The sequence below is a fragment of the Paenibacillus glycanilyticus genome, assembly GCF_051200795.1.
In the GTDB taxonomy this organism is placed as follows: domain Bacteria; phylum Bacillota; class Bacilli; order Paenibacillales; family Paenibacillaceae; genus Pristimantibacillus; species Pristimantibacillus glycanilyticus.
Genome location: NZ_CP195155.1, coordinates 6,442,142 through 6,454,267 on the forward strand (window position 1 = coordinate 6,442,142; position 12,126 = coordinate 6,454,267).

Here is a 12,126-nt window from a genome sequence, read left to right on the forward strand (position 1 = left end):
GCCTATTGACTCCGTATAACGCATCTTGTATAGTTGGTTACATGAGTAACCAACCACTCAGGTAACTAAGAGGTGAGGAAAACACAATGACCTTAATCATCGACGATAGTCGCCCTATCTTTGTACAGATCGCAGAACGAATCGAAGACGACATCATTCAAGGAAGGCTTCCGGAGGAATCGCAAGTCCCTTCAAAGAACGAATTCGCCTCCTTTTATCAGATTAACCCCGCTACGGCGGCGAAGGGCGTCAACCTGCTGGTGGACGAAGGAATCTTGTATAAGAAAAGAGGGATTGGGATGTTTGTAGCTACAGGCGCGCGTGCCGTGCTGGTCGAGAAGCGCAAGGAGCAATTTTTCGAGCAATACATTGTAACCATGATGCGGGAAGCCGAGAAGCTGGGCATTTCGGCGGATCAATTAACGGAAATGATTCGGAGAGGGGAGGCCAAATAATGAGCAACGTTGTCGAGGTAAGCCGTTTAACCAAATCGTACGGAAATGTTACGGCCGTTAGCGAGGTATCATTCAAGCTTGAGGCGGACAAAATTTACGGCCTGCTGGGAAGAAACGGCGCCGGCAAAACCACGATCATGCATATGATTACCGCCCAGCTGTTCGCCACAAGCGGCGTGCTGAAGGTATTCGGCGAAGAGCCGTACGAGAATTCCCGCGTGCTCAGCCAAATCTGCTTCATTAAGGAAAGCCAGAAATACCCGGACAACTATACGGTAAACGACGTGCTGGAGCTGTCCTCCTCCCTGTTCCCGAACTGGGATAGAGAGTTTGCGAATGATCTGGTCAAAGACTTTCAGCTGCCGCTGAAGCGCAAGATGAAGAAATTGTCCCGCGGCATGCACTCTTCCGTCGGGATTATCGTCGGGCTGGCCAGCCGCGCTCCGCTTACGATCTTTGACGAACCGTACCTGGGTCTCGACGCCGTTGCCAGAGCTTTGTTCTACGACCGGCTGATCGAGGACTATTCCGAGAATCCGCGGACGATCGTCCTGTCGACGCATTTGATCGATGAGGTAAGCCGTCTGCTCGAGCATATCATCGTCATCGACGGAGGCAAGGTGCTTATTAATGAGGATGCCGAAGAGCTGCGAGGCTCCGCCTATTCCGTGGCAGGCACCGCAACCGCGGTTGAAAGCTTTATCGCCGGCAAAACCGTCATTTCGCGGGAACCGTTCGGCGTACTTCTGACAGCGGGAATTACCGGCAGGTTATCCGAACAGGATCGGAAGAAGGCCGATGCTCTTAACCTTGCCATCTCTCCGATTTCCTTGCAGCAGCTTATCGTACAGTTAACGGGCAAAAAAACGGATGTAAAGGGAGGCGCCCCTAAATGAACCGAATTGGCAATGTACTGAAAATGCATCAACGCGACAAGTTCGCGTGGCTGATCATCCCGTTCATGATTCTCGGCTCCAGCTTTGTGATCAATCTGATCGTCGGGTTTCTGAGCGGCGTCGGGATTTACACCGGTGGTCTGATGTCGATCTTTATCTACATGTTTGTGCTTGGCATCATTGTTCTCCCGCAAACCTTTCCTTTTGCGATCAGCTTCAGCGTCCGGCGAACCGACTATTACGCGGGTACAGTCTTACACGCATTGATCTCCGGCGGTTTCACGGCTATTATTCTGCTGCTGCTCAGCGCGATCGAGAAAGCGACCAACTTCTGGGGTACGGGACTACACTTTTTCCATCTTCCTTTTTTGACGGACGGCAATATCGTTCAGCAGTTTATCTTTAACTTCCTGACCCTTGTCCTGCTCTTCTTCTGGGGCTTTGCGATCGGCAGCGTATTCCGGAAATTCCGGGCGATTGGCCTATTCGTTCTGACGCTGGCCTGCCTGCTGGCCACCACCATTATGATGGTTCTCATTATCTCCAAAGACTGGTGGGATGAGATCGCGAACTGGTTCATGGATCTTACGGCCTTTGGGCTGTCGCTGTGGTTCCTGCCGATCATCCTTATCTTCGCTATCGTCTCGTTTGCGCTGATCCGCAGATCGACCGTCTGATTTTTGCTCCCCCTTATCCGGGCATCCAGTGTCATCGGCTGTTGCTGTTGAATACAACGGTAATACCAATGCTGCTGGACTGCCAGACAAGGGGGATTTTTTATATGGATTTGCGGAGCTTGTTAAACCTTGATGACTATGAACGGCTGGAGGTAATCCATGATGCGCGCAGCGGACTTACCGCAGTTATCGCAATCCATAGCACAAAGCTTGGCCCCGGGCTTGGGGGCTGCAGAATGTGGAACTACCCCTCCGTGGAGGATGCAATCATAGATGCCGTCAGGCTGGCCCGGGGCATGACCTATAAATCGGCGATGGCGGAGCTGCCCTTCGGCGGAGGCAAAGCGGTTATTATCGGAGACCCGGGCAAGGACAAAAATGAACGGCTGTTCCGGGCTTTCGGGCGTTTCATTAACCGGCTGCAGGGCGAGTATATTACCGGCATGGACGTCGGAACAACCTCAGCCGATATGGACTGGGTGTTCCAAGAGACGAGTTACGTTACCGACATCACCGGATCGCTTGGCGCGGCGGGTACTTTTACGGCGGATATGACCGCTTACGGCGTCTTTCTGGCGATGAAGGCCTCCCTGAAAAAGCTGGACGGCTCGGAAAGCCTGTCCGGCAAAGTCGTTGCGGTTCAGGGGCTCGGAAAAGTCGGCATGTTCCTCTGCCGGTATCTGGCGCATGCCGGAGCCAAGCTGGTCGTATCCGACCTGAACGATGAGCTCGTCCGGAAGGCCGTGCAGGACTATGGTGCCCGGGCCGCAGGCGTGGATCAAATCGCGCGCGAGCTGTGCGATATCTTCTCCCCTTGCGCGCTTGGCGGCATCATTAACGATGCGAGCATCCCCCAGCTGCAATGCCGGATTGTTGCCGGAGCCGCCAATAATCAGCTGGCGGAGGAACGGCACGGCGATGTGCTGCATCGGCGGGGCATCCTGTATGCGCCGGACTATGTAATCAACGCCGGCGGCATCATCGTGACCGCCGCCGAGCTGAACGACAATTCCCCGTCCTACGCCAGAAGCCGCGTCGAACAGATCTACCGCACGCTGACGAACGTGTTCGACTGGTCCGACAAGCATGGCGTATCCACCGCCAAAGCCGCAAATCAGCTGACCGAGCAGCTGCTCGGCGAGTAAGGCGGTTCACACGCAGCAAGGGCTGCTCCCTGGTCGCCATGACCATGAGGAGCAGCCCTTGCTGCCGTCTTTCGGTTATTCGATTTCTGCCCTCTACTCCTTTATAATGGGAACATAAGCAAGATACCCGAAAGGAGCCGGAATAAATGAAAGAAGAAATTATTAAACGACTGACCTCGTATGTCATTGTCGATACCCAATCCAATGACGAGAGCGAGACCTGCCCATCAACGCCGGGCCAGCTTACGCTTGCGAACCAGCTTGTCGAAGAGCTCAAATCGATCGGGATGCAAGAAGTTACGATCGACGCCAACGGTTACGTAATGGCGACTCTGCCGGCTAACACCGACAAACAGGTGCCAACTATCGGCTTCCTGGCACACGTTGATACGGCAACCGACTTTACCGGCAAAAACGTAAAGCCGCAGCTGGTCGAATACGAAGGCGGCGACATTACGCTGAACGAGGCGCTGGGCGTCGTGCTGTCGACGAAGGATTTCCCGGAGCTGGGCAACTACAAAGGACATACGCTGATGACGACGGACGGCACAACGCTGCTTGGCGCCGATAATAAGGCCGGCATTGCCGAGATTATGACGGCCATGGCCTATCTGATCGCGAATCCGGACATCAAGCACGGCAAAATCCGCGTTGCTTTCACGCCGGACGAAGAGATCGGCCGCGGCCCTCATCGCTTTGACGTAGCCGCTTTTGGAGCCAAATATGCCTACACCGTCGATGGCGGTCCGCTTGGCGAACTGGAATACGAAAGCTTTAACGCGGCGGCTGCCAAAATTACCGTCAACGGCACCAACGTCCATCCGGGCACGGCCAAAGGCAAAATGGTCAACTCGATGAAAATCGCCATGGACCTTCACAGCCGTCTGCCGGCAGCCGAAGCGCCCGAGCTTACCGAAGGCTATGAGGGCTTCTATCATCTCAACACGCTGCAGGGCGATGTGGAGCAAACCAAAATGTCCTACATCATCCGCGACCATAACCGCGAGAAATTCGAAGAGAAGAAAGCGAATATTACCCGCATCGTCGAGGAATTGAAGGCGAAACATGGTCCTAACAGCATTGTTCTCGAGCTGAAAGACCAGTACTATAACATGCGCGACAAAATCGAGCCGGTATTCCATATCGTCGAAATTGCCCGCGAGGCGATGGAGAGCCTCGATATCAAGCCGCTTATCAAGCCGATCCGCGGCGGAACCGACGGCTCGCAGCTATCGTATATGGGCCTGCCGACTCCGAATATTTTCACCGGCGGCGAGAATTACCACGGCAAATTCGAATATGTCTCCATCGACAACATGGTTAAATCCGTGCTGGTGATTGTCGAGATTATCAAACGATTCGAAGCGCGCGGCGAAGAGTAATTAAGAAGGCCGTTCTACTTCGAACAGCTCGCCAAGCTTTGCATAGGAAGCGCCTGCCAGACGGCTGACCGGCTGAAGGGCCGCCGCATCGATATGATTCCGTTCATCCGCGATGGATTCATGCAGATGATAGCGGACAACACGGCCGATCAGCAGGTCCGCAGCGGGAGCTTCAGCCGTTCCGCCAAGCGGAATCGCCTGCTCCAGCACGCATTCCAGCCGGACCTTGGCCTCCGCTATGCCGGGAACGGAGATGCGTTCGCCAGGTACCGCCGTCAGTCCGGCGAGAGCAACCTCGCTCTCCTCCGGCGGCAGGCTGGCTGCCGTAGCATTCAGCTTTTCCACATACGATTCATCCGCAATGTGAACGACAAACTCGCCTCTTGCGATGGCATGACGAGAGGTATCCTTCCGGATACCTCTTTTGCGCTGCACGGATACGGAGATCAGCGGCGGATCTGCCGTTACGATATTGAAATAACTGAATGGCGCCGCGTTCAGCACGCCATCCTCCGATAAGGTCGTTACCAGGGCAATCGGCCTTGGAATAACCGTACCCGTAAGCAGCTTGTAATTCTCCCGCTCGCTTAAGTTTTCTGCATCAATCCGAATCATGAATCCGCCGCCTCCTTTTCTTAGAAATGATCTTTATACCAAGCGGCCGCCGCCGCCACTTCCGAACGGGTAAGCTGATGGCCGAACCGTTCCCAATGCACGTCTACCGCAGCGCCCGCACCGCCAAGTAAGCCTTCCAGCTCGTTTGTCTCCTCGGGCGAGCAGATCGGATCGTTCTCGCCTGCCCCGATAAATACCGGCACTCCGGACAAATCCGGCAATTCTAGACCACGGATCGGCACCATCGGATGATGCAGAATCGCACCGCGCAGCGAGTCCTTGTAGTGGAACAACAGGCTGCCTGCGATATTAGCTCCGTTGGAGTAGCCCACAGCTACCAGATTACCGCGATCGAACCCGTATTCCTCTGCCGCCTGGTCAAGGAAATCATTCAGTTCCTTTGTCCGGAACACCAGATCCTCGAGATCAAATACGCCTTCCGCAATCCGGCGGAAATATCGCGCCATTCCGTTCTCGGATACATTGCCCCGGATGCTGAGTACGGACGACTCCGGCGAAAAGGCTGCGGCAAGCGGCAGCAGGTCATGCTCCGTGCCGCCTGTGCCATGGAAGAGGACGAGGACCGGCGCTGCCGGATTCGTCCCCTGTTTGAATATATGCTTCATGGTATATACCTCCTAAAATGATTTTCTGTTCATTAACGATCCAGTTCCATTACCCGTACATCAAACGGTGTGAGCAGCTGCTCCAGCGTTGCGCGGTGCTGCTCGTACCATGCTGGCAGCATCAGTTGTTCGCCAAGATGTTCAGGATCTTCGTCACGCGCGAACCCTGGAGGATCCGTAGCGATCTCGAACAGTATGCCGCCTTGCTCACGGAAGTAGAGCGCGTTAAAGTACTGACGGTCGACGATTGGCGTTGGCTGGAAGCCGTTTGCCGCTACATGCTGCTGCCAAGTGAGGTGTTCGGCATCGTCTTTTGCTCTCCAAGCGATATGGTGAACGGTACCATGACCGCCATGACCGGCCGCCATAGGCTCCGTATTCACGTCAATGATGTTGCCGAGTTCGCCAAACGATTGGTAACGCGCCAAGCCGTTCTCTTCATCCACTTTCGACAAGCCCATTACATGCTCCAGCAATTGTGCGGTTGCCGCAGGATTCGTGCTGTACAGAATAGCGCCGCCAAAGCCTTTGATCGCATTTTCCGCCGATACCCCGCCAAACGACCATGCGCTTCTAGGACCTTCTTCGCGTGCTACCAGCTCTACGAGCAAGCCGTCCGGATCCGCGAATTGCAAGTACTGCTCGCCAAAGCGGGAGGTCTCTTTGAATTCGATCTGAAATTTTGCAAGGCGTTCTTTCCAGAAGCCCAGTGTGCCTTCAGGTACAACGTAAGTGGTGTAACCTACTTGACCGCCGCCTACAACGCCTTTACGGGAGTTTTCCCAAGGGAAGAACGTGATGATGGTGCCAGGGCTGCCGGCTTGATCGCCGAAGTACAGATGGTACACTTCCGGTGCGTCGAAGTTGATTGTTTTTTTCACGAGCCGGAGACCAAGCACCCCTGCGTAAAAGTCTGTAGTCACCTGAGGATGTTTTACGAAAGCCGTAATATGATGGATACCTGCGGTACGTTGATTTGTCATTATTTCCACTCTCCTAATAGGTTGTTTTTTGAATTTTTAAGAATCTTTAATTTAAGATATAGGGCCTGACTTGTTGTATATGGCTACGACCAACTCTATTTGAAGGTCGTCTGCGCGAACTTGCCTAATTTCTTGAGTAGTGAGCTTGCAGCCTGCTTTTCTTCCGCTGTCAGTCCCCCGACCGCTCCCTCAATTACGAGGGTATGCTGCGGGAACACCTCTTCTATGAACCGTGTCCCTGCTTCGGTAATTTCGGCGTAGATCAGTCTCCGGTCTTCCGTTGAAGCTCTGCGGCTGACAAAGCCTTTCTTCTCCAGCTTATCGATGACGTAAGTGATATTACCGCTGCTCATCAGCACCTTCTCGCCAATTTGCTGCAAGGGCTGCGGACCTTTGTGATACAGAAGCTCCAGCACTCCGAACTCGGTCCGGTTGAGGCCATGCTTGCGGATATCCCGGTCGGCATGAGCGTTCACCCATTGGCTTGCTCTGGCAAGCGCGATGTAAAGATCAAGCGAATCGTCTTTTTCCTTTTCCATTTGCTCGCCTCGCTTTCGTTTATCTTGATTTTAAGATACTTTATTTCGAGGCAAATGTAAAGAGGTTTTTTTAAAAAAGTTTTAGGGGCTGTCCAACGCTGGACAACCCCTTTGCTATCTTTGCCTCTATGCGGGGTTTAACGCAAATTAGGCGCGGAATTTTCGCTTGGCGCTTTGTTAGGCGCCGGATTTGGAGCTGCGTTTGGCGCTTGATTGTTAGGCGCGATGTTATTGCCGCCGCCATTGCTGCCGCCGGTACCGCCACCACCGAATCCTTTGCCGCCGCCCGTACCACCGCCGCCAAAGCCCTTACCGCCTTTGCCGCCTTCTTGCATTTGGCCGCCTCCGCCGCCAAAGCCTTTACCGCCTTTGCCGCCTTCTTGCATTTGGCCGCCTCCGCCGCCAAAGCCTTTGCCGCCTTTGCCGCCTTCTTGCACTTGGCCGCCTCCGCCGCCGAAGCCTTTGCCGCCGCCTGCACCGCCGCCACCGATACCTGCACCGCCGCCTGCACCGCCGCCACCGATACCTGCACCGCCGCCTGCTCCGCCGCCTCCGCCAGCGCCTGCACCGCCGCCACCGATACCTGTGCCGCCGCCACCGATACCTGTGCCGCCGCCACCTGCTCCGCCGCCGCCACCAGCTCCTGCTCCGCCGCCTGCTCCTGCGCCGCCGCCACCGCCTGCTCCTGTGCCGCCGCCTGCTCCTGCGCCGCCGCCTGCTCCACCGCCTGCTCCTGCGCCACCGCCTTGGCCAACGCCAAGACCTCTAGCTTTGCCGACACCTTTGGCGCTTACCTTTTTGCCGTATTTAGCCGTGTTGTACGAGTAAGTAATCGACTGGAATGTTTTTGCATCCACCGAGCCAGTCACCGGGAGGCCATGCGTTTTTTGATAATGCTTGACGCCTCTTACGGTTGTATTGTCATAATAACCGTTGATTTTGCCGGAATAGCTGCCGATTCCCTTAAGCATCCCTTGAATAACGTAGATGTCCGGTCCTTTGGCTCCTTTGCCGACCGCAAGAGTCGTTCCGGCACCGCCAAACATAAGTGCAGCAGACAAAACAACCGCACCCAGGATTTTTCCGGCCTTTTTAGCCTTCCCTTTATTCTCGTCCTCGCGGGAAGACAACATCCAATCCCATTTCATTTGTTACTACACCTTCCTATTCTCATTGAATTGTATTTCCACGCCTTACTATTCCCCAATTCAAAATTTCATACGGCACCTTTCTATTTAAAAAATAACGGAAAGCTACCGCGGTGCCCGGTAACAACAGCAAACCCTCTCCGCTTAAGCCGGAGAGGGTTTGCTTTAGGATACGAACTTAACGTCGGCTACCTTGCCGCTTTCTACAAAGCCGATATTCTGATACACCTTATTGGAATCGGGGTTGGTCAAATCCGCATACAGCATGGGGATCCGGTTTTCTTGCACGATCAGGCCGCAGCAGGCGGCAACCGTCGCGCTCGCATACCCCTGCTTGCGCAGCTCCAGCGGCGTATAGACATAATTAATACGGGCATGGCGTGGAGAGCGGTGAGCGATATGCGCCATCGATACTGGCCTTTTATCAACAATCCATATGTATAAATTGCCTGTTGCAATCGTATTTTCCGCCGTTGGCAATTGGCTAGCCGGATGGACCTTGTAACCATATGCGCTTTCCGCAAAGCCGGCCATGAAATCCGCGATTAGCGGAGCGTCCGAGGAAACGGTTGGCCGCAGCTCCCCCTCTACTTCCGCCGGGTACCGGATGTCCGGACAATAATAAGCTTCCATCCCCATTTTGTACTCGGGGCGCACACGATAGCGTACAGCGTACAGCTCCGCAAACAGCTTGGCATGCCTAGGCTCCGCCGTAATTCCGCGAAGCGAATATCCGGTAAGCTTCACCAGTCCTTTGAAGAGAAGGAGTCTTTGTTCCTCCGTAAGCGCCTCATCCACCCACAGCCAGGCATTATGACCAGGCGAACCGGCAAAAATCGCGGAGCCCCCCGCGGCTCTATAGATAACCGAATGGCTCATCTCGCATATCCGGTGCAGCAAATTCATCTTTACCTCGTCTGGAATAAATAAGGGTGATCTTAGAGCATCCATAGCCTGCTCGCCAGGCTGCAATCTCTCCCACATCGCGAATTCTCCTTTCTTATATGGTTCGCGTCCAAAGAAATTCTTCCCAGTCTATATGTATCTGTTGTATTCGTCAATCCTGCAAAAAGCCCTGCTCGCTGAGCAGGGCTTTTTGCTTAATTTTTAGGCATGAACAGGCTCGGGGCGCTTCAGTTGGAGCGGTGGCGGGATCAGCCACCCTTTCTTTTTGGACATCTCCAAAATACGCAAGCCCAAGGCTGCCTTTGTCATGTGGTATTTGCCGAACAGCGCGCCAATATCTTCCCTAATCGAGATACCCATTGCCTGGCTGCAAGCCACAAGACCCGCCGACAGACCGCCGGCAATGCCAAAGGCAATTTCGTTATCCGCAAATCTTGCTCCCGCGGGAATATCTTCAAGCTTTACCGGCGGCCTTTCGGGCATCACCGGAGCAGGCGTTATCCCGTTATGGGTAAGCAACGCGTCCAACTCAGTCGACTCCAGTCTTGACTGGTCAATAAGGTCCTCCAGGATCTTTTTGAGATCCTTATCGCCGGCATGGCTTAAATAAGCCTGACAGCAGGAAACAGCGCTTTTCGCCACCATAGACGCCTGCCATACGGCATAGATCTCACCGTAATGCATCGGCTCGTCTTTTGGATTACCACTTAAAATCCCCATGCTTAGGTACGCTCGCGATCACGGCTTCTAAGTCCGAACAATCCGGCCAAACCAAGCAGACCAAGCCAGCCCCAGTCGTAATCGCGGTCGTTCGTGTTAGCCAAGGTGCGGTAATTGCCGTTTGTTAAGGCGCTTGTTCCCGTACCTGTACCTGTAGTGCTTGTCGTGCTGTAGCTGTTCATTCGGTTTGTATTGCCAATGAAGCTGTTCCGGTTCGGATTATAACCGTTATTGGTGCTGTAGTTATTAGTGCCGAAGCCGTTCGTACCGTTCATTGTTCCGTTGTAGTTGTTCGTACGGTTGGTTGTCGTGCTGTTGCCATCCGTTCCGTAAGTTCCGTAAGTCGTGGAACCGTAATGCGTGCTGCGGAAGTTATCCGTTGCAACCTCATCTTTGGCTGACGCGGCAAAGGCTGGGACGGAAGCGGCAGACATAAGAATAGTTGCGGCGCACAGCGTGGAGAACAATTTCTTTTTCATTGGCGAAAACCTCCCTCGGATATTTGGTACATCCATAAGTGTGCTGTGAGGAAGGCACAGATATTCTGCCAGATTTTTAACTGGAGGGAATGCGGCATATATCCAACCCATTCCTTCCGAATACAGTAATCTCATATGCAAATGAGAGTTTATAAAATAAGGATTAGAGGGGGCAAGGGTCGAGATGACCAAAGCCATTATTGTAGAAACAAGTCAGGCAAGCGCCACTACATGGTTGTCGTGCATACCAAAAATACGCTGAATCAGAGGCTTCTGAACAGGCATACCTTTATTTCCAACAAGGCAAAAGTGGATGCCATTCTAGGCAAGTTTATTTAATGCTTCTCCTTCATAAATGCCGGGGTTGCAGGGAAAGGTAATACCGTCAAATTACGATGAGGCGGTGCGGCGAAATGGGAAGACGAAGCAGAAGATTACTTGTTCCTGAAGCAGGAGCGGCCATGCAGACCTTAAAGGCAAACGTGATGCGCCAGGAAGGCTACTCGGTCGACGAGAACAGACCGGATGACGTGAAATACGAAGTAGCTAGCGAAATGGGAATCCGGATGAACCGCAATGGCGACAACGGGAGTATGAAGACCGAGGATGCCGGCCATGTCGGCGGAAAAATCGGCGGTGCCATGATCCGGGAAATGATCCGGATGGCGCAGGAGAAATTAGCAAAGCGGCAGCCTTAAGCTGCCGCTTTATTTTTTGCCTGAATGAGGTTAAGGCAACGGTCTTAGCATTTTGGCCTGCCGGATATGGGCAACCCCTTCCTGACACAAACCGTATGGCTCCCATGGACAATCGTAGCAGAGCCTGTGAATGTCATCCGGTTGAACAGCGGCAGCAATATTCCCGATCAGCTCCTCCCAGCTTAATCGATTGCCTGCCGCCAGCCCGAGCTCGCCTAATATTTCGCTGTCTTTCCGGTATACGCTTGGATTATGGCAATGGTTCGGCTGGTCGGATGGAAAGGCCGCGCAGATCTTATCCGGGCCTTCGATAATTTCTATGATCGTCTTCGGGTCGTTCCGCAGCGTTTCATAAACGGCTGTCATGTTCGTGCAGAAGCTTTCCGAATATCCCTTGCCGCGGTATCCAAGCAAACAAAACAGATGATGCCCTCTTAACGCGATGCTTTGCATGGGAACTGCTCCTCCCCTTCAAATGTTAACCCGATTTTACCACAAAGGTTAACATATGGGGAGAGTTATCTATCGGGCGGAATATCCGGTTCATGCCTGTATTCATCCAAATCAATCATTCCGTTAATCCCTATATACACGCCTTCGGCCTCCAGCATATGCCTCTGCAGCATCCGTGATTCGTCTTCCTGGATAGCGATTTCTCCTTTGGCGTTCACCACCCGATGCCAGGGAAGCTGATGGACGCTGCTCAAGGAATGCAGGATACGAACGACCTGTCTTGCCCCGCGACTGCTGCCTGCCAATCCCGCGATTTGCCCGTAGGTCATCACTTTCCCTTCCGGGATCTGCTTAATAATATCGACTACTCTCTGCGTATAAGGCTGTAACATAAGCGTTTGTCC

Annotated in this window: 16 protein-coding genes; 6 read left to right on the forward strand and 10 right to left on the reverse strand. The window is 53.6% G+C overall.

Annotated elements, in window-relative coordinates; translation table 11 throughout:
- The first annotated feature begins 86 nt into the window (after positions 1–86).
- The 5 genes from ACR9FF_RS29065 (at position 87) to pepT (ending at position 4,555) form a co-directional block, all read left to right on the forward strand.
- Entirely contained in the window at positions 87–455 is a 369-nt protein-coding gene (locus ACR9FF_RS29065) for a GntR family transcriptional regulator (RefSeq protein WP_435167472.1), read from the forward strand.
- Positions 455–1,351, forward strand: coding sequence for an ABC transporter ATP-binding protein (locus ACR9FF_RS29070; RefSeq protein ID WP_174806580.1), 897 nt, complete (start codon positions 455–457; stop codon positions 1,349–1,351). The genes ACR9FF_RS29065 and ACR9FF_RS29070 overlap by 1 nt, the downstream gene beginning before the upstream one ends.
- A complete protein-coding gene (locus ACR9FF_RS29075; RefSeq protein ID WP_127496194.1) occupies positions 1,348–2,028 on the forward strand; it encodes a hypothetical protein in 681 nt (226 codons plus the stop codon). Before ACR9FF_RS29070 ends, ACR9FF_RS29075 begins: the two co-directional genes overlap by 4 nt.
- 104 nt (positions 2,029–2,132) lie before the next feature.
- Entirely contained in the window at positions 2,133–3,173 is a 1,041-nt protein-coding gene (locus ACR9FF_RS29080) for a Glu/Leu/Phe/Val family dehydrogenase (RefSeq protein WP_317978789.1), read from the forward strand.
- Between the two features lie 146 nt (positions 3,174–3,319).
- Positions 3,320–4,555, forward strand: a complete 1,236-nt coding sequence (pepT, locus tag ACR9FF_RS29085; protein WP_435167477.1) for a peptidase T — start codon at positions 3,320–3,322, stop codon at positions 4,553–4,555.
- Here the strand turns inward: pepT and ACR9FF_RS29090 are convergent, their stop codons facing one another.
- The 8 genes from ACR9FF_RS29090 to ACR9FF_RS29125 form a co-directional block, all read right to left on the reverse strand.
- Entirely contained in the window at positions 4,556–5,170 is a 615-nt protein-coding gene (locus ACR9FF_RS29090; RefSeq protein ID WP_201002668.1) for a flavin reductase family protein, read from the reverse strand.
- A gap of 20 nt (positions 5,171–5,190) precedes the next feature.
- Positions 5,191–5,796: an alpha/beta hydrolase gene (locus ACR9FF_RS29095; protein WP_435167481.1), complete on the reverse strand. Its 606-nt coding sequence runs from the start codon at positions 5,794–5,796 to the stop codon at positions 5,191–5,193.
- Between the two features lie 32 nt (positions 5,797–5,828).
- Positions 5,829–6,779 (reverse strand): VOC family protein, encoded by a 951-nt coding sequence (locus ACR9FF_RS29100; RefSeq protein WP_127496199.1) that lies wholly within the window; start codon positions 6,777–6,779, stop codon positions 5,829–5,831.
- Positions 6,780–6,874: 95 nt separating this feature from the next.
- Positions 6,875–7,318 (reverse strand): MarR family winged helix-turn-helix transcriptional regulator, encoded by a 444-nt coding sequence (locus ACR9FF_RS29105; RefSeq protein WP_127496200.1) that lies wholly within the window; start codon positions 7,316–7,318, stop codon positions 6,875–6,877.
- Positions 7,319–7,455: 137 nt separating this feature from the next.
- Positions 7,456–8,466, reverse strand: a complete 1,011-nt coding sequence (locus ACR9FF_RS29110; RefSeq protein ID WP_435167486.1) for a peptidoglycan-binding domain-containing protein — start codon at positions 8,464–8,466, stop codon at positions 7,456–7,458.
- A gap of 165 nt (positions 8,467–8,631) precedes the next feature.
- Positions 8,632–9,450 (reverse strand): GNAT family N-acetyltransferase, encoded by an 819-nt coding sequence (locus tag ACR9FF_RS29115; RefSeq protein WP_435167489.1) that lies wholly within the window; start codon positions 9,448–9,450, stop codon positions 8,632–8,634.
- Between the two features lie 123 nt (positions 9,451–9,573).
- On the reverse strand, positions 9,574–10,092 hold the full coding sequence (locus tag ACR9FF_RS29120; protein WP_435167492.1) for a DUF3231 family protein: 519 nt from the start codon (positions 10,090–10,092) through the stop codon (positions 9,574–9,576).
- 2 nt (positions 10,093–10,094) lie between these two features.
- Positions 10,095–10,571, reverse strand: coding sequence for a WGxxGxxG family protein (locus tag ACR9FF_RS29125; protein WP_435167495.1), 477 nt, complete (start codon positions 10,569–10,571; stop codon positions 10,095–10,097).
- Positions 10,572–10,984: 413 nt separating this feature from the next.
- Between ACR9FF_RS29125 and ACR9FF_RS29130 the strand changes: the two genes are divergently transcribed.
- On the forward strand, positions 10,985–11,269 hold the full coding sequence (locus ACR9FF_RS29130) for an alpha/beta-type small acid-soluble spore protein (protein WP_201002680.1): 285 nt from the start codon (positions 10,985–10,987) through the stop codon (positions 11,267–11,269).
- A 30-nt stretch (positions 11,270–11,299) separates the two neighbouring features.
- Here the strand turns inward: ACR9FF_RS29130 and ACR9FF_RS29135 are convergent, their stop codons facing one another.
- Complete coding sequence (locus ACR9FF_RS29135; protein ID WP_248756603.1) at positions 11,300–11,722, reverse strand: DUF1284 domain-containing protein; 423 nt, start codon at positions 11,720–11,722, stop codon at positions 11,300–11,302.
- 65 nt (positions 11,723–11,787) lie between these two features.
- Positions 11,788–12,114, reverse strand: coding sequence for an MGMT family protein (locus tag ACR9FF_RS29140; RefSeq protein WP_435167499.1), 327 nt, complete (start codon positions 12,112–12,114; stop codon positions 11,788–11,790).
- Positions 12,115–12,126 lie beyond the last annotated feature (12 nt).

Bases quoted from the DNA above. Each gene is read 5' to 3' on its own strand.
- ACR9FF_RS29140 (WP_435167499.1), bottom strand. From the start codon at position 12,114: ATGTTACAGCCTTATACGCAGAGAGTAGTCGATATTATTAAGCAGATC.
- ACR9FF_RS29090 (WP_201002668.1), bottom strand. From the start codon at position 5,170: ATGATTCGGATTGATGCAGAAAACTTAAGCGAGCGGGAGAATTACAAG.
- pepT (WP_435167477.1), top strand. From the start codon at position 3,320: ATGAAAGAAGAAATTATTAAACGACTGACCTCGTATGTCATTGTCGAT.
- ACR9FF_RS29125 (WP_435167495.1), bottom strand. From the start codon at position 10,571: ATGAAAAAGAAATTGTTCTCCACGCTGTGCGCCGCAACTATTCTTATG.
- ACR9FF_RS29115 (WP_435167489.1), bottom strand. From the start codon at position 9,450: ATGTGGGAGAGATTGCAGCCTGGCGAGCAGGCTATGGATGCTCTAAGA.
- ACR9FF_RS29095 (WP_435167481.1), bottom strand. From the start codon at position 5,796: ATGAAGCATATATTCAAACAGGGGACGAATCCGGCAGCGCCGGTCCTC.
- ACR9FF_RS29080 (WP_317978789.1), top strand. From the start codon at position 2,133: ATGGATTTGCGGAGCTTGTTAAACCTTGATGACTATGAACGGCTGGAG.
- ACR9FF_RS29130 (WP_201002680.1), top strand. From the start codon at position 10,985: ATGGGAAGACGAAGCAGAAGATTACTTGTTCCTGAAGCAGGAGCGGCC.
- ACR9FF_RS29075 (WP_127496194.1), top strand. From the start codon at position 1,348: ATGAACCGAATTGGCAATGTACTGAAAATGCATCAACGCGACAAGTTC.
- ACR9FF_RS29070 (WP_174806580.1), top strand. From the start codon at position 455: ATGAGCAACGTTGTCGAGGTAAGCCGTTTAACCAAATCGTACGGAAAT.
- ACR9FF_RS29135 (WP_248756603.1), bottom strand. From the start codon at position 11,722: ATGCAAAGCATCGCGTTAAGAGGGCATCATCTGTTTTGTTTGCTTGGA.
- ACR9FF_RS29065 (WP_435167472.1), top strand. From the start codon at position 87: ATGACCTTAATCATCGACGATAGTCGCCCTATCTTTGTACAGATCGCA.
- ACR9FF_RS29105 (WP_127496200.1), bottom strand. From the start codon at position 7,318: ATGGAAAAGGAAAAAGACGATTCGCTTGATCTTTACATCGCGCTTGCC.
- ACR9FF_RS29110 (WP_435167486.1), bottom strand. From the start codon at position 8,466: ATGAAATGGGATTGGATGTTGTCTTCCCGCGAGGACGAGAATAAAGGG.
- ACR9FF_RS29100 (WP_127496199.1), bottom strand. From the start codon at position 6,779: ATGACAAATCAACGTACCGCAGGTATCCATCATATTACGGCTTTCGTA.
- ACR9FF_RS29120 (WP_435167492.1), bottom strand. From the start codon at position 10,092: ATGGGGATTTTAAGTGGTAATCCAAAAGACGAGCCGATGCATTACGGT.